The organism is Nocardioides sp. NPDC051685, assembly GCF_044453405.1.
Classification (GTDB): Bacteria; Actinomycetota; Actinomycetes; order Propionibacteriales; family Nocardioidaceae; genus Nocardioides.
On sequence record NZ_JBITCR010000007.1, the window covers coordinates 89539 to 102758 of the forward strand.

Genomic DNA, 13220 nt, shown 5'->3' on the forward strand with positions numbered 1-13220 from the left:
AGGAGCCCGTGCTCAACAACGGACGACCTGGGGGAAGGACTACAGACTATCTGGCGCCACCGACAGTTTTCACAGCGGCAGGCCGTAGCATCGGGGATGTGGTGACGATCCTCGACGGCGGCCTGTCCAACGCGCTGGAAGCACGCGGTCACGATGTCTCGGGCGCACTGTGGACGGCCCGGCTCCTCGACGAGTCGCCGGCGGAGATCGCCGCCGTCCACCGCGCCTACTACGCCGCCGGAGCCGACGTCGCCACCACCGCCAGCTACCAGGCCAGCGTGCCCGGTTTCGTGGAGGCCGGGATGACCCAGACGTACGCCACCGAGCTGCTGCGCCGCAGCGTCCGCGTCGCCCGCGAGGTCGCCGAGGAGGCTCCCGGGCGCCTGGTCGCCGCCTCGATCGGACCCTATGGCGCCTACCTGGCCGACGGGTCGGAGTACCGCGGCCGCTACGGCGTCTCCGCGGCCGTCCTGCGTGACTTCCACGCGCCCCGGCTGGCGCTGCTCGAGACCGAGGACCCCGACCTCATCGCGGTCGAGACCATCCCGGACATCGACGAGGCCGAGGTGCTCGTCGACCTCCTCGACGACATCGGCCTCCCGGTCTGGTTCTCCTACTCCTGCGCCGGCACCCGCACCCGTGCCGACCAGCCCCTGGCCGACGCCCTGGCGCTGGCCGCCGGCATCCGCTCGGTGGTCGCCGTCGGCGTCAACTGCTGCGACCCGGCCGACGTCCCCGCCGCCATCCAGCTGGCCGTCGCCACCGGCGAGCCGGCCGTCGTCTACCCCAACACCGGCGAGACCTACGCCGACGGCGCCTGGACCGGCACCCCTCACTTCCGCCCCGGCGAGGCCCTCTCCTGGGCCCGCGCCGGCGCGACGTACATCGGCGGCTGCTGCCGCGTCGGCCCGCGCGAGATCGCCCTCATCGCCGCCGAGATGGCCAACCTGAAGGGTGAGTAGCCGACCCGGCTAGGGCCAGGCCATGCGTACGTCGGGGGTCTTCTCCTGGTTGGCGGAGCCGTCGGTGCGCTCAACCTCACGCAGACCGTGGCGGGCGTAGAAGGCGCGCGCGGGGGTGTTCATCTCGAAGACCCAGAGGCCGAAGCCGTCGGGGGCCAGCGACTTCACCAGGTCGAGCAGCATGGTGCCCAGCCCGGTGCCCTGCGCGCGCGGATCGACGAAGAGGTCGTCGAGCCAGGTCGGGGTGAAGGCGGCGAAGGCCGAGACCGCTCCGGCGACCTCCGCGACCCAGACCTGCGACCCCTTCTGCGGCGCCAGCACCTTGACCGCGAGCCACTCCCGGATGTCCGACTCGGGGTAGATCGGTGCCGGCATCGGCGCGGCGGCACGAGCCTCGATGTAGGTGCGGACGATCTCGGCGATGTCCTCGGGCACCGCCGGTCGGAGCACCGCGTCAGTGGGAGTCGCGGATGACATCGAGCGCGTGCTGGAGGTCGTCGGGGTAGGTCGACTCGAAGGTGACGTACTCACCGGTCTCCGGGTGCTCGAAGCCGAGCTTCACCGCGTGCAGCCATTGCCGCTCGACCCCGACACGCCGCGCGAGGGCGGGGTCGGCCCCGTAGGTGAGGTCGCCGACGCAGGGGTGCTTCAGGGCCGACATGTGGACGCGGATCTGGTGGGTGCGCCCGGTCTCGAGGTGGATCTGGAGCAGCGAGGCGAACCGATGTGCCTCGAGCGTCTCGTAGTGGGTCACCGAATGACGCCCGTCGGCGCGGACTGCGAACTTGTAGTCGTACTTCGGGTTGCGTCCGATCGGGGCGTCGATCGTGCCCTCGAGCGGGTCCGGGTGGCCCTGGACCAGCGCGTGGTAGGTCTTGTCGACCGTACGCTGCCGGAACGCGTTCTTGAGGACGGAGTAGGCGTGCTCGGACTTGGCGATCACCATCACCCCGGAGGTGCCGACGTCGAGACGCTGGACGATGCCCTCGCGTTCCTTGGCCCCCGACGTGGAGATCCGGAAGCCGGCCGCGGCGAGGTGGCCGACGACCGTCTGGCCCTGCCAGCCCGGCGAGGGGTGCACGGCCACGCCGACCGGCTTGTCGATCACCACGAAGGCGTCGTCGTCGTAGATGATCTTGATGCCCTCGACGATCTCGGGCTTGATCTCGAGGGGGTCGGCCTGCGAGGGGATCGTGGCGTCGAGCATCGACCCGGCGCTGACCCGGTCGCTCTTGGCCACCGCCGAGCCGTCGACGGTCACCAGACCCTCGGCGATCAGCTCCGCGGCGCGGGTGCGGGAGAGGCCGAACAGCCGCGCCATCGCGGCATCGACCCGCTCCCCCTCCAGGCCGTCGGGGACGAGCAGCGTGCGCTGGTCGGCGTGGCCGAAGTTCACTTCGCCTCGCCCTCGGCGCTGTCCGCGGGCTCGCCCTTGGACCTGCCGTCGACCGACCCGTCGAGCCCGATCCCCCTGAACGAGAGGATCACGATCAGCACCGCGGCCACGTTGATGCACATGTCGGCGACGTTGAAGATCGGCCAGTTGGGCAGCTGCAGGAAGTCGACCACGTGCCCGACGTAGAACCCCGGCTCACGCAGCAGCCGGTCGATGAGGTTGCCGCTGATGCCGGCGACCAGGATGCCGAGCGCGAAGGCCCAGCCCCGGTGGCGCACCCGGCGGGCGAACCAGATCACACCGATCGTGGCCACGATCGAGAGCGTCGTGAAGAACCAGGTGAACCCGGTCCCCGTCGAGAAGGCCGCTCCGGGGTTGCGGATGATGTTGAGCTGCAGCACCGAGCCGATCAGCTCCTGCGGCTGCCCAGGAACGAGCGCCGCGACCGCCCAGAGCTTCGTGATCTGGTCGATGACCAGCAGAAACACTGCGACGGCCGCGAACTCTGCCCACCGAACAGGGCGCACGTGGGACTCAGGACCGGTATGTGCGTCGCTCAGCGACGCTCCTCGCGCTGCTTGCATGTCATGCACAGTGTGGCACGCGGGAACGCCATGAGCCGCATCTTGCCGATCGGCTCCCCGCAGGACTCACAGATGCCGTACGTCCCGTCCTCGAGGTATCCCAGGACACGCTCGATCTGGGCCAGCTTGTCCTTCTCGCTGTTGACCACGGTCAGCTCGTGGTCGCGCTCGAAGCTGGTCGCGCCCATGTCGGCCTGGTCCTGGCCTGCCCCGTCGCCGGAGTCCTTCATCAGGCCGGAGAGCTCGGTCTCGAGAGCGGTGAGCACCTCGAGGCTGTGGGCCCTCATCTCGTGAAGCTCGTCGATGACCTCGTTGAGCTCATCCTTGGTCCACGGGTCCTCGCCGTCCTTGACCTTCAGCTGGTCAGGAGAGACGACAGTCTTGGTTGCTTTCTTAGGCACGGCACTCGCTTTCTGGTGTGAGAAACGGCCCCCCGGGCCGCACGGTGGTCAAGGTTTGGCTAGGCGCTCGCCGCGGCCACCGACGTGGAAGCCATGACTGCGAGGCTGGTATTCCCAGAAAGCTCGGACGGCGTCACGTGGACGCGCCCGACAGCCGCTACGACGCGACCGTTCATAGGTACGGACATGGAGTCCCCTTTCTCCTGCCATCACTTCGCGCCGCCGAGTCGGTGCGGAGTGCGTGCCCGGAATGTAGCCCGGGATTCCGCTCTGCTCAACTAACACACCGAAACTGCACTGATATTGGTCCGCAGCGCGGAAAAACCGGGCAATCCTCTTACAGGACCTGCCTCACCTGCTACAACGCGTTCCTTCGCCGTACCCACCGGACGGCGCGGACATGCGCATCGGCCGGCCCCGCGACGCGGGACCGGCCGATGGAAGCCTGACTACGAGGACCTCAGCCCGGCCGCCTTCGGCGGCGGGACTTCGTCGCTCGGCGCGAATACACGAGCAAGCTCGGCATTCGGCCTCGCTCCTCAGCCCTCGTCCTCCCCCAGGATGGAGCGCAGACGCTTGGGCGCCGGGCCCGACTCGTTGACGGCGGCGGCCATCACGGGCGCCTGTGACTCAGCCGAGTTGTTGAGCGCGTCGAGCTGCTGCGTGAAGTAGCTCTTCAGGCGGGAACGGTATTCACGCTCGAAGTTGCGCAGGGTGTCGACCTCGGTGGTCAGGTTGTCCTTCTCACGCTCCAGCTCGCCGAAGAGCTGCTGGCGACGCTCGGCGGTCTCGCTGTCGAGCATCTGCGCACGGGTGCGCGCGTCCGCCTCCATGCGATCGGCCTTCGACTTCGACTCGGCCTCGAGGCGCTCGGCCTTGGTCCGGGCCTCACCGACGATCTTGTCGGCGTCGTTCTTGGCCGTGTCGATGAGCGCGTCGTGGTTGCGCGTGGCCAGCTCGAGCAGGCGCGCGGCGGCGTTGGACGCCTCCGGCACGGTCTCGACCCGGATCGTCTCGATGCCGCCGGTCTGCGGTGCCTCCTGGTACATCGGCATCTGGTGCGAGACCGGCTCAGGAGCCGGCATCGGCTCGGGAGCAGGCGGCTCGGGAGCCATCGGGAAGGACGGACCCCCACCCGACTGCGCAGATGCCAACTTCCCGCGAAGGTCGTCGTTCTCCCGGGTGAGACGTGCCAGTTCGGCCTCGACCTCGTCGAGGAACTGGTCCACCTCGCCCATGTCGTAGCCCTCGCGGAGCCGGACGGGAGTAAAGCGCTTGTTGCTCACGTCCTCTGGCGTCAGCGGCATGACCTCACCCATTCATTACTCGGTTGACTCAGACGTACGGACTGCACCGCCGGGGGGCGGCATCAGGTAATGCTGTCGAAACTCTAGCGCCTGTCCGTAGACATGCCAGATGCGGACCGCATCAAGGCACCTACGAGCAGGTGTCGAAGGCCTCAGCTCTGGTTGAAGAAGCCGCCCTCAACGATCCTCTGCTTGGCCTCAGCCGTGACCGAAACGTTCGCAGGTGAGATAAGAAACACCTTGTTGGTGACCCTCTCGATGTTCCCATAGGTAGCAAAGATCAGGCCGGCCGCAAAGTCGACGAGCCGCTTCGCGTCCGGATCGTTCATCTCGGTGAGGTTCATGATCACCGGCGTACCTTCGCGGTAGTTCTCGCCGATCTGACGCGCTTCGTTGTAGGACGTCGGGGTCAGCGTGATGATCTTGGAAAGCTCTGTCACCGCGGGCACCACCGTTGCTCGTCGCCGCTCGGAAAGGTCAGCCACCGGAGCCGGGCGTGACTGCTTCGACCGCACCGGCGCCTTGACGGGCTCGTGGGAGCGGGTCTCGTCGTCGTCACCCTCGTAGACGTCGTCGTCATAGCCGGTGTCCTCGAGCAGGCCGAGGTATTCACCGAACCTGCGCATCGCGCCGCTCATGTGTGTCCCACCTTCCCCAAAGTATTGCTGTCCGAGACATTACTTGACAGTTGGCCTCTGTCCGAGGACCGCAGACCCGACACGTACGTGTGTCGCGCCATGGACAATCGCCTGCTCCAGGTCGCCGCTCATCCCCGCCGACAGCACCGTCGCGTCGGGATATTCGACCAGGAAGTCCTCCCGGATCCGCGCCAGCCGGACGAAGGCCGGCTCCGGATCCTCACCCAGAGGAGCGACCGCCATCAGGCCCCGCAGCCGGAGACCGTCGGTCTCCATGACCGCAGCGGCGAGGTCGCGTACGTCACCGGGATCCGCCCCGGCACGGCCCTCTCGTCCGGGCGGATCGAGGGAGACCTGCAGGAGCACGTCGAGGATCTGGCCGCGCTCCCCCGCACCGCGGCTGAGCCGGGGCAGCAGCGAGGAGCGGTCGACCGACTCGACCACGTCGGCGTAGGCCGCCACGGCCGCCGCCTTGTTGGACTGGAGCCCGCCGATGTAGTGCCAGCGCAGCCCGAGGTCGGCGCACTCGGCCGCCTTGGCCGCCGCCTCCTGGTGGCGGTTCTCGCCGACGTCGGTGACGCCGAGGCCGGCCAGGATGCGTACGTCGGAGGCCGGGAAGAACTTGGTGACCACGACCAGGTGGACGTCCTCGGCCGGGCGCCCGGCGGCCTTGGCCGCCATCGCGATCCGCTCGCGGGTCTCGGCGAGCCCCGCGGCGATCTCGTCGGCGCGACTGGTCGCCATCAGGCACCACGCAGCCGGATCAGGGCGCCCAGCGACATGCCGGCGCCGTCACGGCGGTAGGAGTAGAGGTCCTCGGACTCGCGGGTGCAGCGGCTGGCGTCGACCGTCTCGACACCCTCGCGGGCCAGCTGGGCGAGCACGCCGGCGCCGACGTCGAGGCTGGGGGTGCCCCAGCTCGTGGTGGCGCGCGTGGCCGGCTCGACCGCGGCGATCTCCTCCTGCATCTCGGCAGGCACCTCGTAGCACTTGCCGCACACGTGCGGTCCCACCCAGGCGGTGATCCGGGTCGCGCCGAGAGCGCGCATCCGGGCGATCGTCGCGGGCACGACCCCGACCGCCATCCCCTTGCGTCCGGCATGGGCGGCGCCGATGACCCCGGCGGCCTCGTCCGCGAACAGCACGGGTACGCAGTCGGCGGTGCGGACCAGCAGCACCAGGTCACGCTCCGTGGTGACGATCCCGTCCGCCTCGGGGCGAGTGCCGCACTCCGCGTCGACGACCGCGTTGCCATGGACCTGGTAGAGGTCCGCGAAGGGAGCGCCGCCGGCGAAGTCGGCCAGCAGCAGCCGGTGGTTCTCGGCCTTCGCCTCCGCCGAGTCCGAGCCGTTGACCGCCAGGTTGAGCTCGGCGTACGGAACAGGGCTGACCCCGCCGTACCTGTCGGTGAACGCCAGGTCGACGAGGCCTGCTGAGGCTCGGAAGGAATACAAGCGGGGGCCTTACTTCAAGAAGTCGGGAACGTCGAGCTCATCATCGCTGAACTGCACGCTGGGGGCGGGCTTCTTGGCGACCGGAGCGGGCTCGGCCGGGGTCGCCGGCGGCGGCGTCGACGGCGCCGCGGGAGCAGGCTTGGCGGGCTTGGCCGGAGCAGCGGGGGCCTCCTCGGCCTCCTCGGCGCGCCGGGTCGCGACGGCGGTGGCCACCGCGGCGGTCTCACCGTTGTTGGCGGACTGGGATCCGGTGGAGCGGCCCTGGACGCTGCCGAGCGCGGAGGCGCCCTCGCGCCGCTTGGGCATGCCGCCGTCGAAGCCGGCGGCGATGACCGTCACCCGGACCTCGTCGCCGAGCGCGTCGTCGATGGTGGCACCGAAGATGATGTTGGCCTCCTGGTGGACCGCGTCGGCGACCAGCGCGGCGGCCTCGTTGATCTCGAAGAGACCGAGGTCGGAGCCGCCGGCGATCGAGAGCAGCACGCCGTGGGCGCCGTCGATGGAGGCCTCCAGCAGCGGCGAGGAGACGGCCATCTCGGCGGCCTCGACGCTGCGGTTGTCACCGCGCGCGGACCCGATGCCCATCAGCGCCGAGCCGGCGTTGGACATGACCGACTTCACGTCGGCGAAGTCGAGGTTGATCAGACCGGGGGTCGTGATCAGGTCGGTGATGCCGGAGACACCCTGCAGCAGCACCTGGTCGGCCTGGCGGAACGCGTCCATCACCGAGACGTTGCGGTCCGAGATCGACAGCAGCCGGTCGTTGGGGATGACGATGAGGGTGTCGACCTCCTCGCGGAGCTTGCTGATCCCCTCCTCGGCGGAGTTGGCGCGACGGCGGCCCTCGAAGGCGAACGGGCGGGTCACCACACCGATGGTCAGCGCACCGAGGCTGCGGGCGATGCGGGCCACGACCGGGGCGCCACCGGTGCCGGTGCCGCCACCCTCGCCGGCGGTCACGAAGACCATGTCGGCGCCCTTGATGACCTCTTCGATCTCGTCGGCGTGGTCCTCGGCGGCGCTCTCCCCCACGCTCGGGTTGGCGCCGGCACCGAGGCCGCGGGTGAGCTCACGACCGATGTCGAGCTTGACGTCGGCGTCGCTCATCAGCAGCGCCTGGGCGTCGGTGTTGATGGCGATGAACTCGACCCCCTTGAGGCCGACCTCGATCATCCGGTTGACAGCGTTGACGCCGCCGCCACCGATGCCGACGACCTTGATGATCGCCAGATAGTTCTGTGCAGCTCCCACGGTGGTCGCCCCTTCGATCGCTGGTTGGTCCTGGCGGCGGTTCTCAACCCTTACCCTCAACCTGAGGGTTATAGTTATGTCAACCTCGCCGCTCTCAGAACAGTAGGCAGACGTACGTCCTCAAACTGGCGCGACACGCGGACGCGGATCAGTTGTGCCCATCCGTTGCCGTCCGGTAGGGAAGATCCCTACGCCGGATCAGTCGACGCTCTTGCTGGTCACGGGCTGGCCGGGCACGGAGACGTCGTAGCGGGCCACGTCGGGCTCCGCCTTCATCAACGCGACCAGCACATCGGCCTTGGTGTCGGACTGGGCACTGCTCCCCCACACCACACGCTTCTCGTTGCGCAGCTCCAGCGAGATCGAGTCGACGGTGGTCACCTCGACGTGGTCGACCTTCTTGGCCAGGTCGGCCGGGAGCGCCGAGGCCACCGCGGCGGCCTCGCGGAGCGCATCTGAGTTGGTGCCGGTGACGGTGTTCACCATCGGCAGGCCCGGCGGCGCCTTCTTGTAGTCCCAGAAGACGGTGCCGGTCTCGTCCAGCGCCCGCAGCCGGCCGCCGATGGAGACGACCGCCACCGGCGTACGTTCGGTGACGTCGACCCGGATCTTGTCGGGCCACTCGCGCGAGACGTTGACCGAGCGCACCATCGACAGCCCGTTGAGCACCCGCACCTGCACGGCCTCCAGGTCGGCGGTCGCCAGCGGCTCCCCGACGGGAACGGCCGCGAACTCGACGACCTCCTTGGCGCTGGTCATCTTCATCGTGCCGTGCACCGAGGTGCCCTTGACCTGCAGCCAGGTCGAGAAGTAGACGGCCCAGATCCCGCCGATCAGCAGGGCGATGGTCAGGGTCCCGACGATGAGGTAGCGCCACGCCAGCCAGCGCCGGCGCCACTGGCGCCGGGCGAAGGCCTTGCGACTCTTCAGGGTCGCCGGATCGACCGCCGCACGCTCATCCTGAGACTCCGACTGCGACTCCGGCTCGGTGCTCGGCTCGGCACCGGCCGTGGCCTCCTCGGACTCCGCGCTTCGCGCGGTTACTCCCTCGCTCGGCGCGAGCGGACGAGCAAGCTCGCCGCTCGACCTCACTCCGGTCGTCTCGAGGTCGATCTCGCGTTCCCCGGACGCCGACCGGGCGATCTCCAGGGCCTCGGCGATCTCCGTGTCCGCGCCCGAGCCGTCCTCCCCCATGCTCGCCTCCCCCAGCGTTACTGCTCAGCCGTACGTAGCCTGGCGAGCACCATCGGGCCCACCTCGGTCACGGTACCTGCCCCGAGGGTCAGAACCAGGTCACCCGGACGGGCACGGCGGGCCAGCTCGACAGCGGCCTCCTCGAGCCCGGCGACGCTGACGACCCGGTCGGGCGGCAGCGGCACCGCGTCGGCGACCAGCTTGCCGGTGACCTCGGGGTCGTAGTCCTCACGGGCGAGGTAGACGTCGAGGACGACGACCTCGTCGGCGGCGCCGAGCACGCGACCCATCTCCTCGCCGAAGATCCGGGTGCGGGAGACCATGTGCGGCTGGAAGGCGACGACGAGCCGCCCCGAGCCCGCCACGGACCGGCCGGAGACGAGGTCGCCGGCGATCTCGGAGGGGTGGTGGGCGTAGGAGTCGTAGACGCGTACGCCTGCGGCCTCGCCCTTGCGCTCCATCCGCCGCCGGGTGCCGGTGAAGGACTCCAGCCCCGCCTTGAGCAGGTCGAAGGAGTGGCCCAGGCGCAGACCGACGGTGAGCGCGGCCAGCGCGTCGGCGACGTAGTGGCGCCCGGGGATCTGCAGCGTGATCCGGCCGAGCTCGTCGAGCCCGTCGACGACGGTGAAGGAGGAGGTGGTGCCCTCCAGGACGATGTCGACGGCGCGTACGTCGGCCAGCTCCGACTCGCCGACCCCGATGAAGCGGCGGCCGAGCGAGTGGGCGACGTGGCGCAGGTCGGCGGCGCCGGGGTCGTCGATGACCGCGACCAGGAACCCGTCGGGGGCCAGCCGGCCCACGAACTGGGCGAAGCCCTCGCGGTAGGCCTCCTCGGTGCCCCACTGGTCGAGGTGGTCGGCCTCGACGTTGGTCACGACCGCGGCGTAGGGCTTGTAGACCAGGAAGGCGCCGTCGGACTCGTCGGCCTCGGCCACGAACAGGTCGCCCGAGCCCTCCGCGGCGTTGGTGCCCGACGCGGCCAGCTCGCCACCGACGGTGTAGGTCGGCGCGGCGCCCGCAGCCTGCAGAGAGACGGTCAGCAGCGATGTCGTGGTGGTCTTGCCGTGGGTGCCGGCGACGGCGAGGACGCGACGACCCTCCATCACCGAGGCCAGGCCGGCCGAGCGCGGGTAGATCCGCAGGCCTAATCCGACGGCCGCGACGTACTCCGGGTTGTCCTCGCGGATCGCCGTGGAGACGATCAGCGTGTCGACGCCCTCGACCTGCTCGGCCGCGTGGCCGACATAGACGGTCGCGCCCTCCTCGCGCAGCGCGGCGACCATCGAGGAGTCGGACCCGTCGCTGCCGGAGACCTGGATCCCGCGGGCCAGCATGACCCGGGCGATCGCGGACAGGCCCGCACCGCCGATGCCGATGAAGTGGACCCTGCCCAGCTGCTCGGCGGGAAGGATGTGCTCGGGAACAGGAACCCTCATGATGCGACCTCCAGGATGATCCGCGCCAGCCGTTCGTCGGCGTCCCGGGGAACCAGGTCGCTGGCCGCCTTCGACATCGCCTCGAGGCGGGCGCGGTCGGTGACGATCGGGGGTACGTGGCTGGTGACCCAGGCGGCGCTCATGTCGGCGTCGGAGACGAGTACGGCGCCTCCGGCATCGACGACGGCGCGCGCGTTGAGCGACTGCTCGCCGTTGCCGATCGGGAGCGGTACGTAGACGGCGGGGACGCCCACCGCGCTCGCCTCGATCACCGAGTTGGCGCCGGAGCGGCAGATCATCAGGTCGGCCGCGGCCAGGGCGAGGTCCATCCGGTCGACGTAGTTGAGCACGTGGTAGCCCGGACCGGGCGAGGCCAGCTCGTTCTTCGGCCCGATCACGTGCAGCACCTGGATGCCCTGGCCGGCCAGGGCCGGGTAGGCACCGGAGACCGACTCGTTGATCGTCCGGGCCCCCTGCGAGCCGCCGGTGACCACGATCGTGGGGCGGTGCTGGTCGAGCCCGAAGAAGCTGCGGGCCTCGGCGCGCAGCGCCCAGCGGTCCATCGTCGAGATCATCCGGCGGATCGGCAGCCCGATGTATTCGGCCTTGGGCAGCTTGGTGTCCGGGAAGCTGACCGCGACCCGGTCGGCGACCCGGGCTCCCGCCTTGTTGGCGAGCCCCGGCATCGCGTTGCCCTCGTGCACGACGATCGGGATGCGGCGCCGCTTCGCGGCGAGGTAGGCCGGCATCGAGACGTACCCGCCGTAGCCGACGACGACGTCCGGCCGGATCCGGTCGAGCACCTCGTAGGTCGCGTCGACCGCGCCCTTCAGGTTGGCCGGGACCTTGAGCAGGTCGCTGCTGAGCTGGCGCGGCATCGGGACCGGCGGGATCAGCTCGAGCGGGTAGCCCGCGGCGGGAACCACCTGGTTCTCCAGGCCGCGAGGCGTGCCGAGGCAGGTCACCTCCACGCTGGGGTCCAGACGGCGCAGGGCATCAGCCGTGGCGAGCAGGGGGGATGTGTGTCCAGCGGTGCCACCGCCGGCGAGGAGGGCCTTCATGATGCGTCCGAACTTATCGGTTGCGTTGAGCGGACCGGTAGGCGGCTGCCTGGCGGGCCCGATCCTTTGCCAAGGCTTTACGCTGCTTCAGCGCCGCGGCAGCCGCCGGTTCACGACGGGCGAAACCGATCACCACGCCCAGCGCCACCATCGACGGGATCAGCGCCGAGCCGCCGTAGGAGACCAGCGGCAGCGGGATGCCGATGACCGGCAGCAGCGCGAGCACCATGCCCACGTTGATGATCATCTGGCCCAGCAGCCAGACCAGCACACCGAAGCTGAAGTAGCGTACGAACGGCCGGTCGGTCTGGCGCGCGACCTTGACCAGCGCGAACGCGAGGGTCAGGAAGAGCCCGACGACGAGCAGGGTGCCGACCAGGCCGAGCTCCTCGCCCAGCACCGCGAAGATGTAGTCGGTGTGGGCCTCGGGCAGGTCGCCCCACTTTTGCTGCGACGCCCCGATCCCCTGCCCCAGGACGCCGCCCGAGCTGAGTGCGTAGAGACCGTGGGAGGGCTGCCAGCCCTGTCCGTGGTAGTCCTTGAACGGGTCCGCGAAGCTGGTCAACCGGGCGAGCCGCTCGGTGTCGGTGCTGATCAGGAACAGCACCGAGACCCCGATGATCGAGATCGCCATCCCGAAGAGCTTGCCCGGCGCGCCGACGACCCACAGCATCCCGAGCGCGATCGCGAAGAAGACCAGCGCGGTGCCGAGGTCCTTGCCGGCGAGGACCAGCCCCGTGGCCAGCGCGATCCCGGGCAGGACCGGCATCAGCACCTCGTGGAGGCTGTCGAGCCGGCGATCCTTGAGGGCGTAGACGTGGGCGGACCACAGCACGATCGCCAGCTTGGCGATCTCGGACGGCTGGATCTTGACCGGCCCGGCACCGATCCAGTTCTGCTGGCCGTTGACGTCGTGACCCAGGAAGATCGTCAGGAAGAGCAGCACACAGGCCACGAAATACCCCGGCCATGCCAGCCGGCGCAGGTCCTTGGGCCGGATCCGCGAGGCGATGAACGCGCACGGGATGCCGATCATCACCCAGAGCACCTGCCGCCCGACGATCGCGTAGGAGTTGTCCATCTTCTGGTAGGCCCACACGCTCGAGGCGCTCAGCACCATGATCAGGCCGATGGTCAGCAGCAGCGCGGTGCTGGTGAGCAGCAGGTAGTAGGCGGCCAGCGGCCGGTTCAGCGCCACCCGCAGCGCATGGAACCACGCCTTGAGGTAGCCGAGGACAGACTTCGGGTACGCCCTCGCCTGCTCGGCCGAGCCTTGACCGGTCTGGTCGGGGCTGGTGGTCGTCACGGCCTACCTCCCAGTTGCGGTGCGACGTACGTCCATTACATTCTCGCCGCCCGCCCGGCGTTCCCCGCGCATCTCCTCCGCGTGTCGCCCGTGCCGAGACGTCACCTGCGTCGGCCGAGTTGGCAGGCCTGTGCCAACACGCCCGGCCCGGGGGGCGTCGAGGGGGGGGGGGGGCGGACGGGCCGGGTACGGCGGCGGGCCAGGGGGCGCCCCCGGGCGGGGTTTGGCGG

13 protein-coding genes and 1 pseudogene are annotated in these 13220 nt (G+C 69.8%); 1 reads left to right on the forward strand and 13 read right to left on the reverse strand.

The window, feature by feature from the left end:
* The first annotated feature begins 98 nt into the window (after nt 1-98).
* A complete protein-coding gene (mmuM, locus tag ACIA03_RS20380; protein WP_396985837.1) occupies nt 99-962 on the forward strand; it encodes a homocysteine S-methyltransferase in 864 nt (287 codons plus the stop codon).
* A 9-nt stretch (nt 963-971) separates the two neighbouring features.
* Here the strand turns inward: mmuM and ACIA03_RS20385 are convergent, their stop codons facing one another.
* The 13 genes and pseudogenes from ACIA03_RS20385 to ftsW all read right to left on the reverse strand — a co-directional run bounded on the left by ACIA03_RS20385 (nt 972) and on the right by ftsW (nt 12990).
* Nucleotides 972-1439, reverse strand: a complete 468-nt coding sequence (locus ACIA03_RS20385) for a GNAT family N-acetyltransferase (protein WP_396985840.1) — start codon at nt 1437-1439, stop codon at nt 972-974.
* Complete coding sequence (locus tag ACIA03_RS20390; RefSeq protein WP_396985842.1) at nt 1417-2358, reverse strand: RluA family pseudouridine synthase; 942 nt, start codon at nt 2356-2358, stop codon at nt 1417-1419. The genes ACIA03_RS20385 and ACIA03_RS20390 overlap by 23 nt, the downstream gene beginning before the upstream one ends.
* Entirely contained in the window at nt 2355-2942 is a 588-nt protein-coding gene (gene lspA / locus ACIA03_RS20395; RefSeq protein ID WP_396985844.1) for a signal peptidase II, read from the reverse strand. Before lspA ends, ACIA03_RS20390 begins: the two co-directional genes overlap by 4 nt.
* Nucleotides 2915-3343, reverse strand: a complete 429-nt coding sequence (locus ACIA03_RS20400) for a TraR/DksA family transcriptional regulator (RefSeq protein WP_350827449.1) — start codon at nt 3341-3343, stop codon at nt 2915-2917. Before ACIA03_RS20400 ends, lspA begins: the two co-directional genes overlap by 28 nt.
* A gap of 539 nt (nt 3344-3882) precedes the next feature.
* A complete protein-coding gene (locus ACIA03_RS20405; RefSeq protein ID WP_229788310.1) occupies nt 3883-4650 on the reverse strand; it encodes a DivIVA domain-containing protein in 768 nt (255 codons plus the stop codon).
* 152 nt (nt 4651-4802) lie between these two features.
* Nucleotides 4803-5288 carry a cell division protein SepF gene (locus ACIA03_RS20410; protein ID WP_396985847.1) on the reverse strand — a complete coding sequence of 162 codons (486 nt, stop codon included), beginning with the start codon at nt 5286-5288 and terminating at the stop codon, nt 4803-4805.
* A 39-nt stretch (nt 5289-5327) separates the two neighbouring features.
* Nucleotides 5328-6032, reverse strand: coding sequence for a YggS family pyridoxal phosphate-dependent enzyme (locus ACIA03_RS20415; protein ID WP_396985849.1), 705 nt, complete (start codon nt 6030-6032; stop codon nt 5328-5330).
* Nucleotides 6032-6742, reverse strand: coding sequence for a peptidoglycan editing factor PgeF (gene pgeF / locus ACIA03_RS20420; RefSeq protein ID WP_396985851.1), 711 nt, complete (start codon nt 6740-6742; stop codon nt 6032-6034). The genes ACIA03_RS20415 and pgeF overlap by 1 nt, the downstream gene beginning before the upstream one ends.
* A 305-nt stretch (nt 6743-7047) precedes the next feature.
* Nucleotides 7048-7993, reverse strand: a pseudogene (gene ftsZ, locus ACIA03_RS20425) (cell division protein FtsZ); the annotation flags it as partial.
* A 198-nt stretch (nt 7994-8191) separates the two neighbouring features.
* Nucleotides 8192-9187, reverse strand: a complete 996-nt coding sequence (locus ACIA03_RS20430) for an FtsQ-type POTRA domain-containing protein (protein ID WP_396985853.1) — start codon at nt 9185-9187, stop codon at nt 8192-8194.
* Nucleotides 9188-9204: 17 nt separating this feature from the next.
* On the reverse strand, nt 9205-10623 hold the full coding sequence (gene murC / locus ACIA03_RS20435; RefSeq protein WP_396985855.1) for a UDP-N-acetylmuramate--L-alanine ligase: 1419 nt from the start codon (nt 10621-10623) through the stop codon (nt 9205-9207).
* The gene (gene murG / locus ACIA03_RS20440; protein ID WP_396985857.1) at nt 10620-11684 is read right to left on the reverse strand and encodes an undecaprenyldiphospho-muramoylpentapeptide beta-N-acetylglucosaminyltransferase; all 1065 of its coding nucleotides are present in this window, start codon (nt 11682-11684) and stop codon (nt 10620-10622) included. The genes murC and murG overlap by 4 nt, the downstream gene beginning before the upstream one ends.
* Nucleotides 11685-11697: 13 nt before the next feature.
* On the reverse strand, nt 11698-12990 hold the full coding sequence (gene ftsW, locus ACIA03_RS20445; RefSeq protein WP_396985859.1) for a putative lipid II flippase FtsW: 1293 nt from the start codon (nt 12988-12990) through the stop codon (nt 11698-11700).
* Nucleotides 12991-13220: the final 230 nt, after the last annotated feature.

What these genes read in the sequence shown, in the direction of transcription:
- lspA (WP_396985844.1), bottom strand. Translation starts at nt 2,942, where the DNA reads ATGCAAGCAGCGCGAGGAGCGTCGCTGAGCGACGCACATACCGGTCCT.
- ACIA03_RS20405 (WP_229788310.1), bottom strand. Translation starts at nt 4,650, where the DNA reads ATGCCGCTGACGCCAGAGGACGTGAGCAACAAGCGCTTTACTCCCGTC.
- murG (WP_396985857.1), bottom strand. Translation starts at nt 11,684, where the DNA reads ATGAAGGCCCTCCTCGCCGGCGGTGGCACCGCTGGACACACATCCCCC.
- ACIA03_RS20385 (WP_396985840.1), bottom strand. Translation starts at nt 1,439, where the DNA reads ATGTCATCCGCGACTCCCACTGACGCGGTGCTCCGACCGGCGGTGCCC.
- murC (WP_396985855.1), bottom strand. Translation starts at nt 10,623, where the DNA reads ATGAGGGTTCCTGTTCCCGAGCACATCCTTCCCGCCGAGCAGCTGGGC.
- ACIA03_RS20415 (WP_396985849.1), bottom strand. Translation starts at nt 6,032, where the DNA reads ATGGCGACCAGTCGCGCCGACGAGATCGCCGCGGGGCTCGCCGAGACC.
- ACIA03_RS20430 (WP_396985853.1), bottom strand. Translation starts at nt 9,187, where the DNA reads ATGGGGGAGGACGGCTCGGGCGCGGACACGGAGATCGCCGAGGCCCTG.
- ACIA03_RS20410 (WP_396985847.1), bottom strand. Translation starts at nt 5,288, where the DNA reads ATGAGCGGCGCGATGCGCAGGTTCGGTGAATACCTCGGCCTGCTCGAG.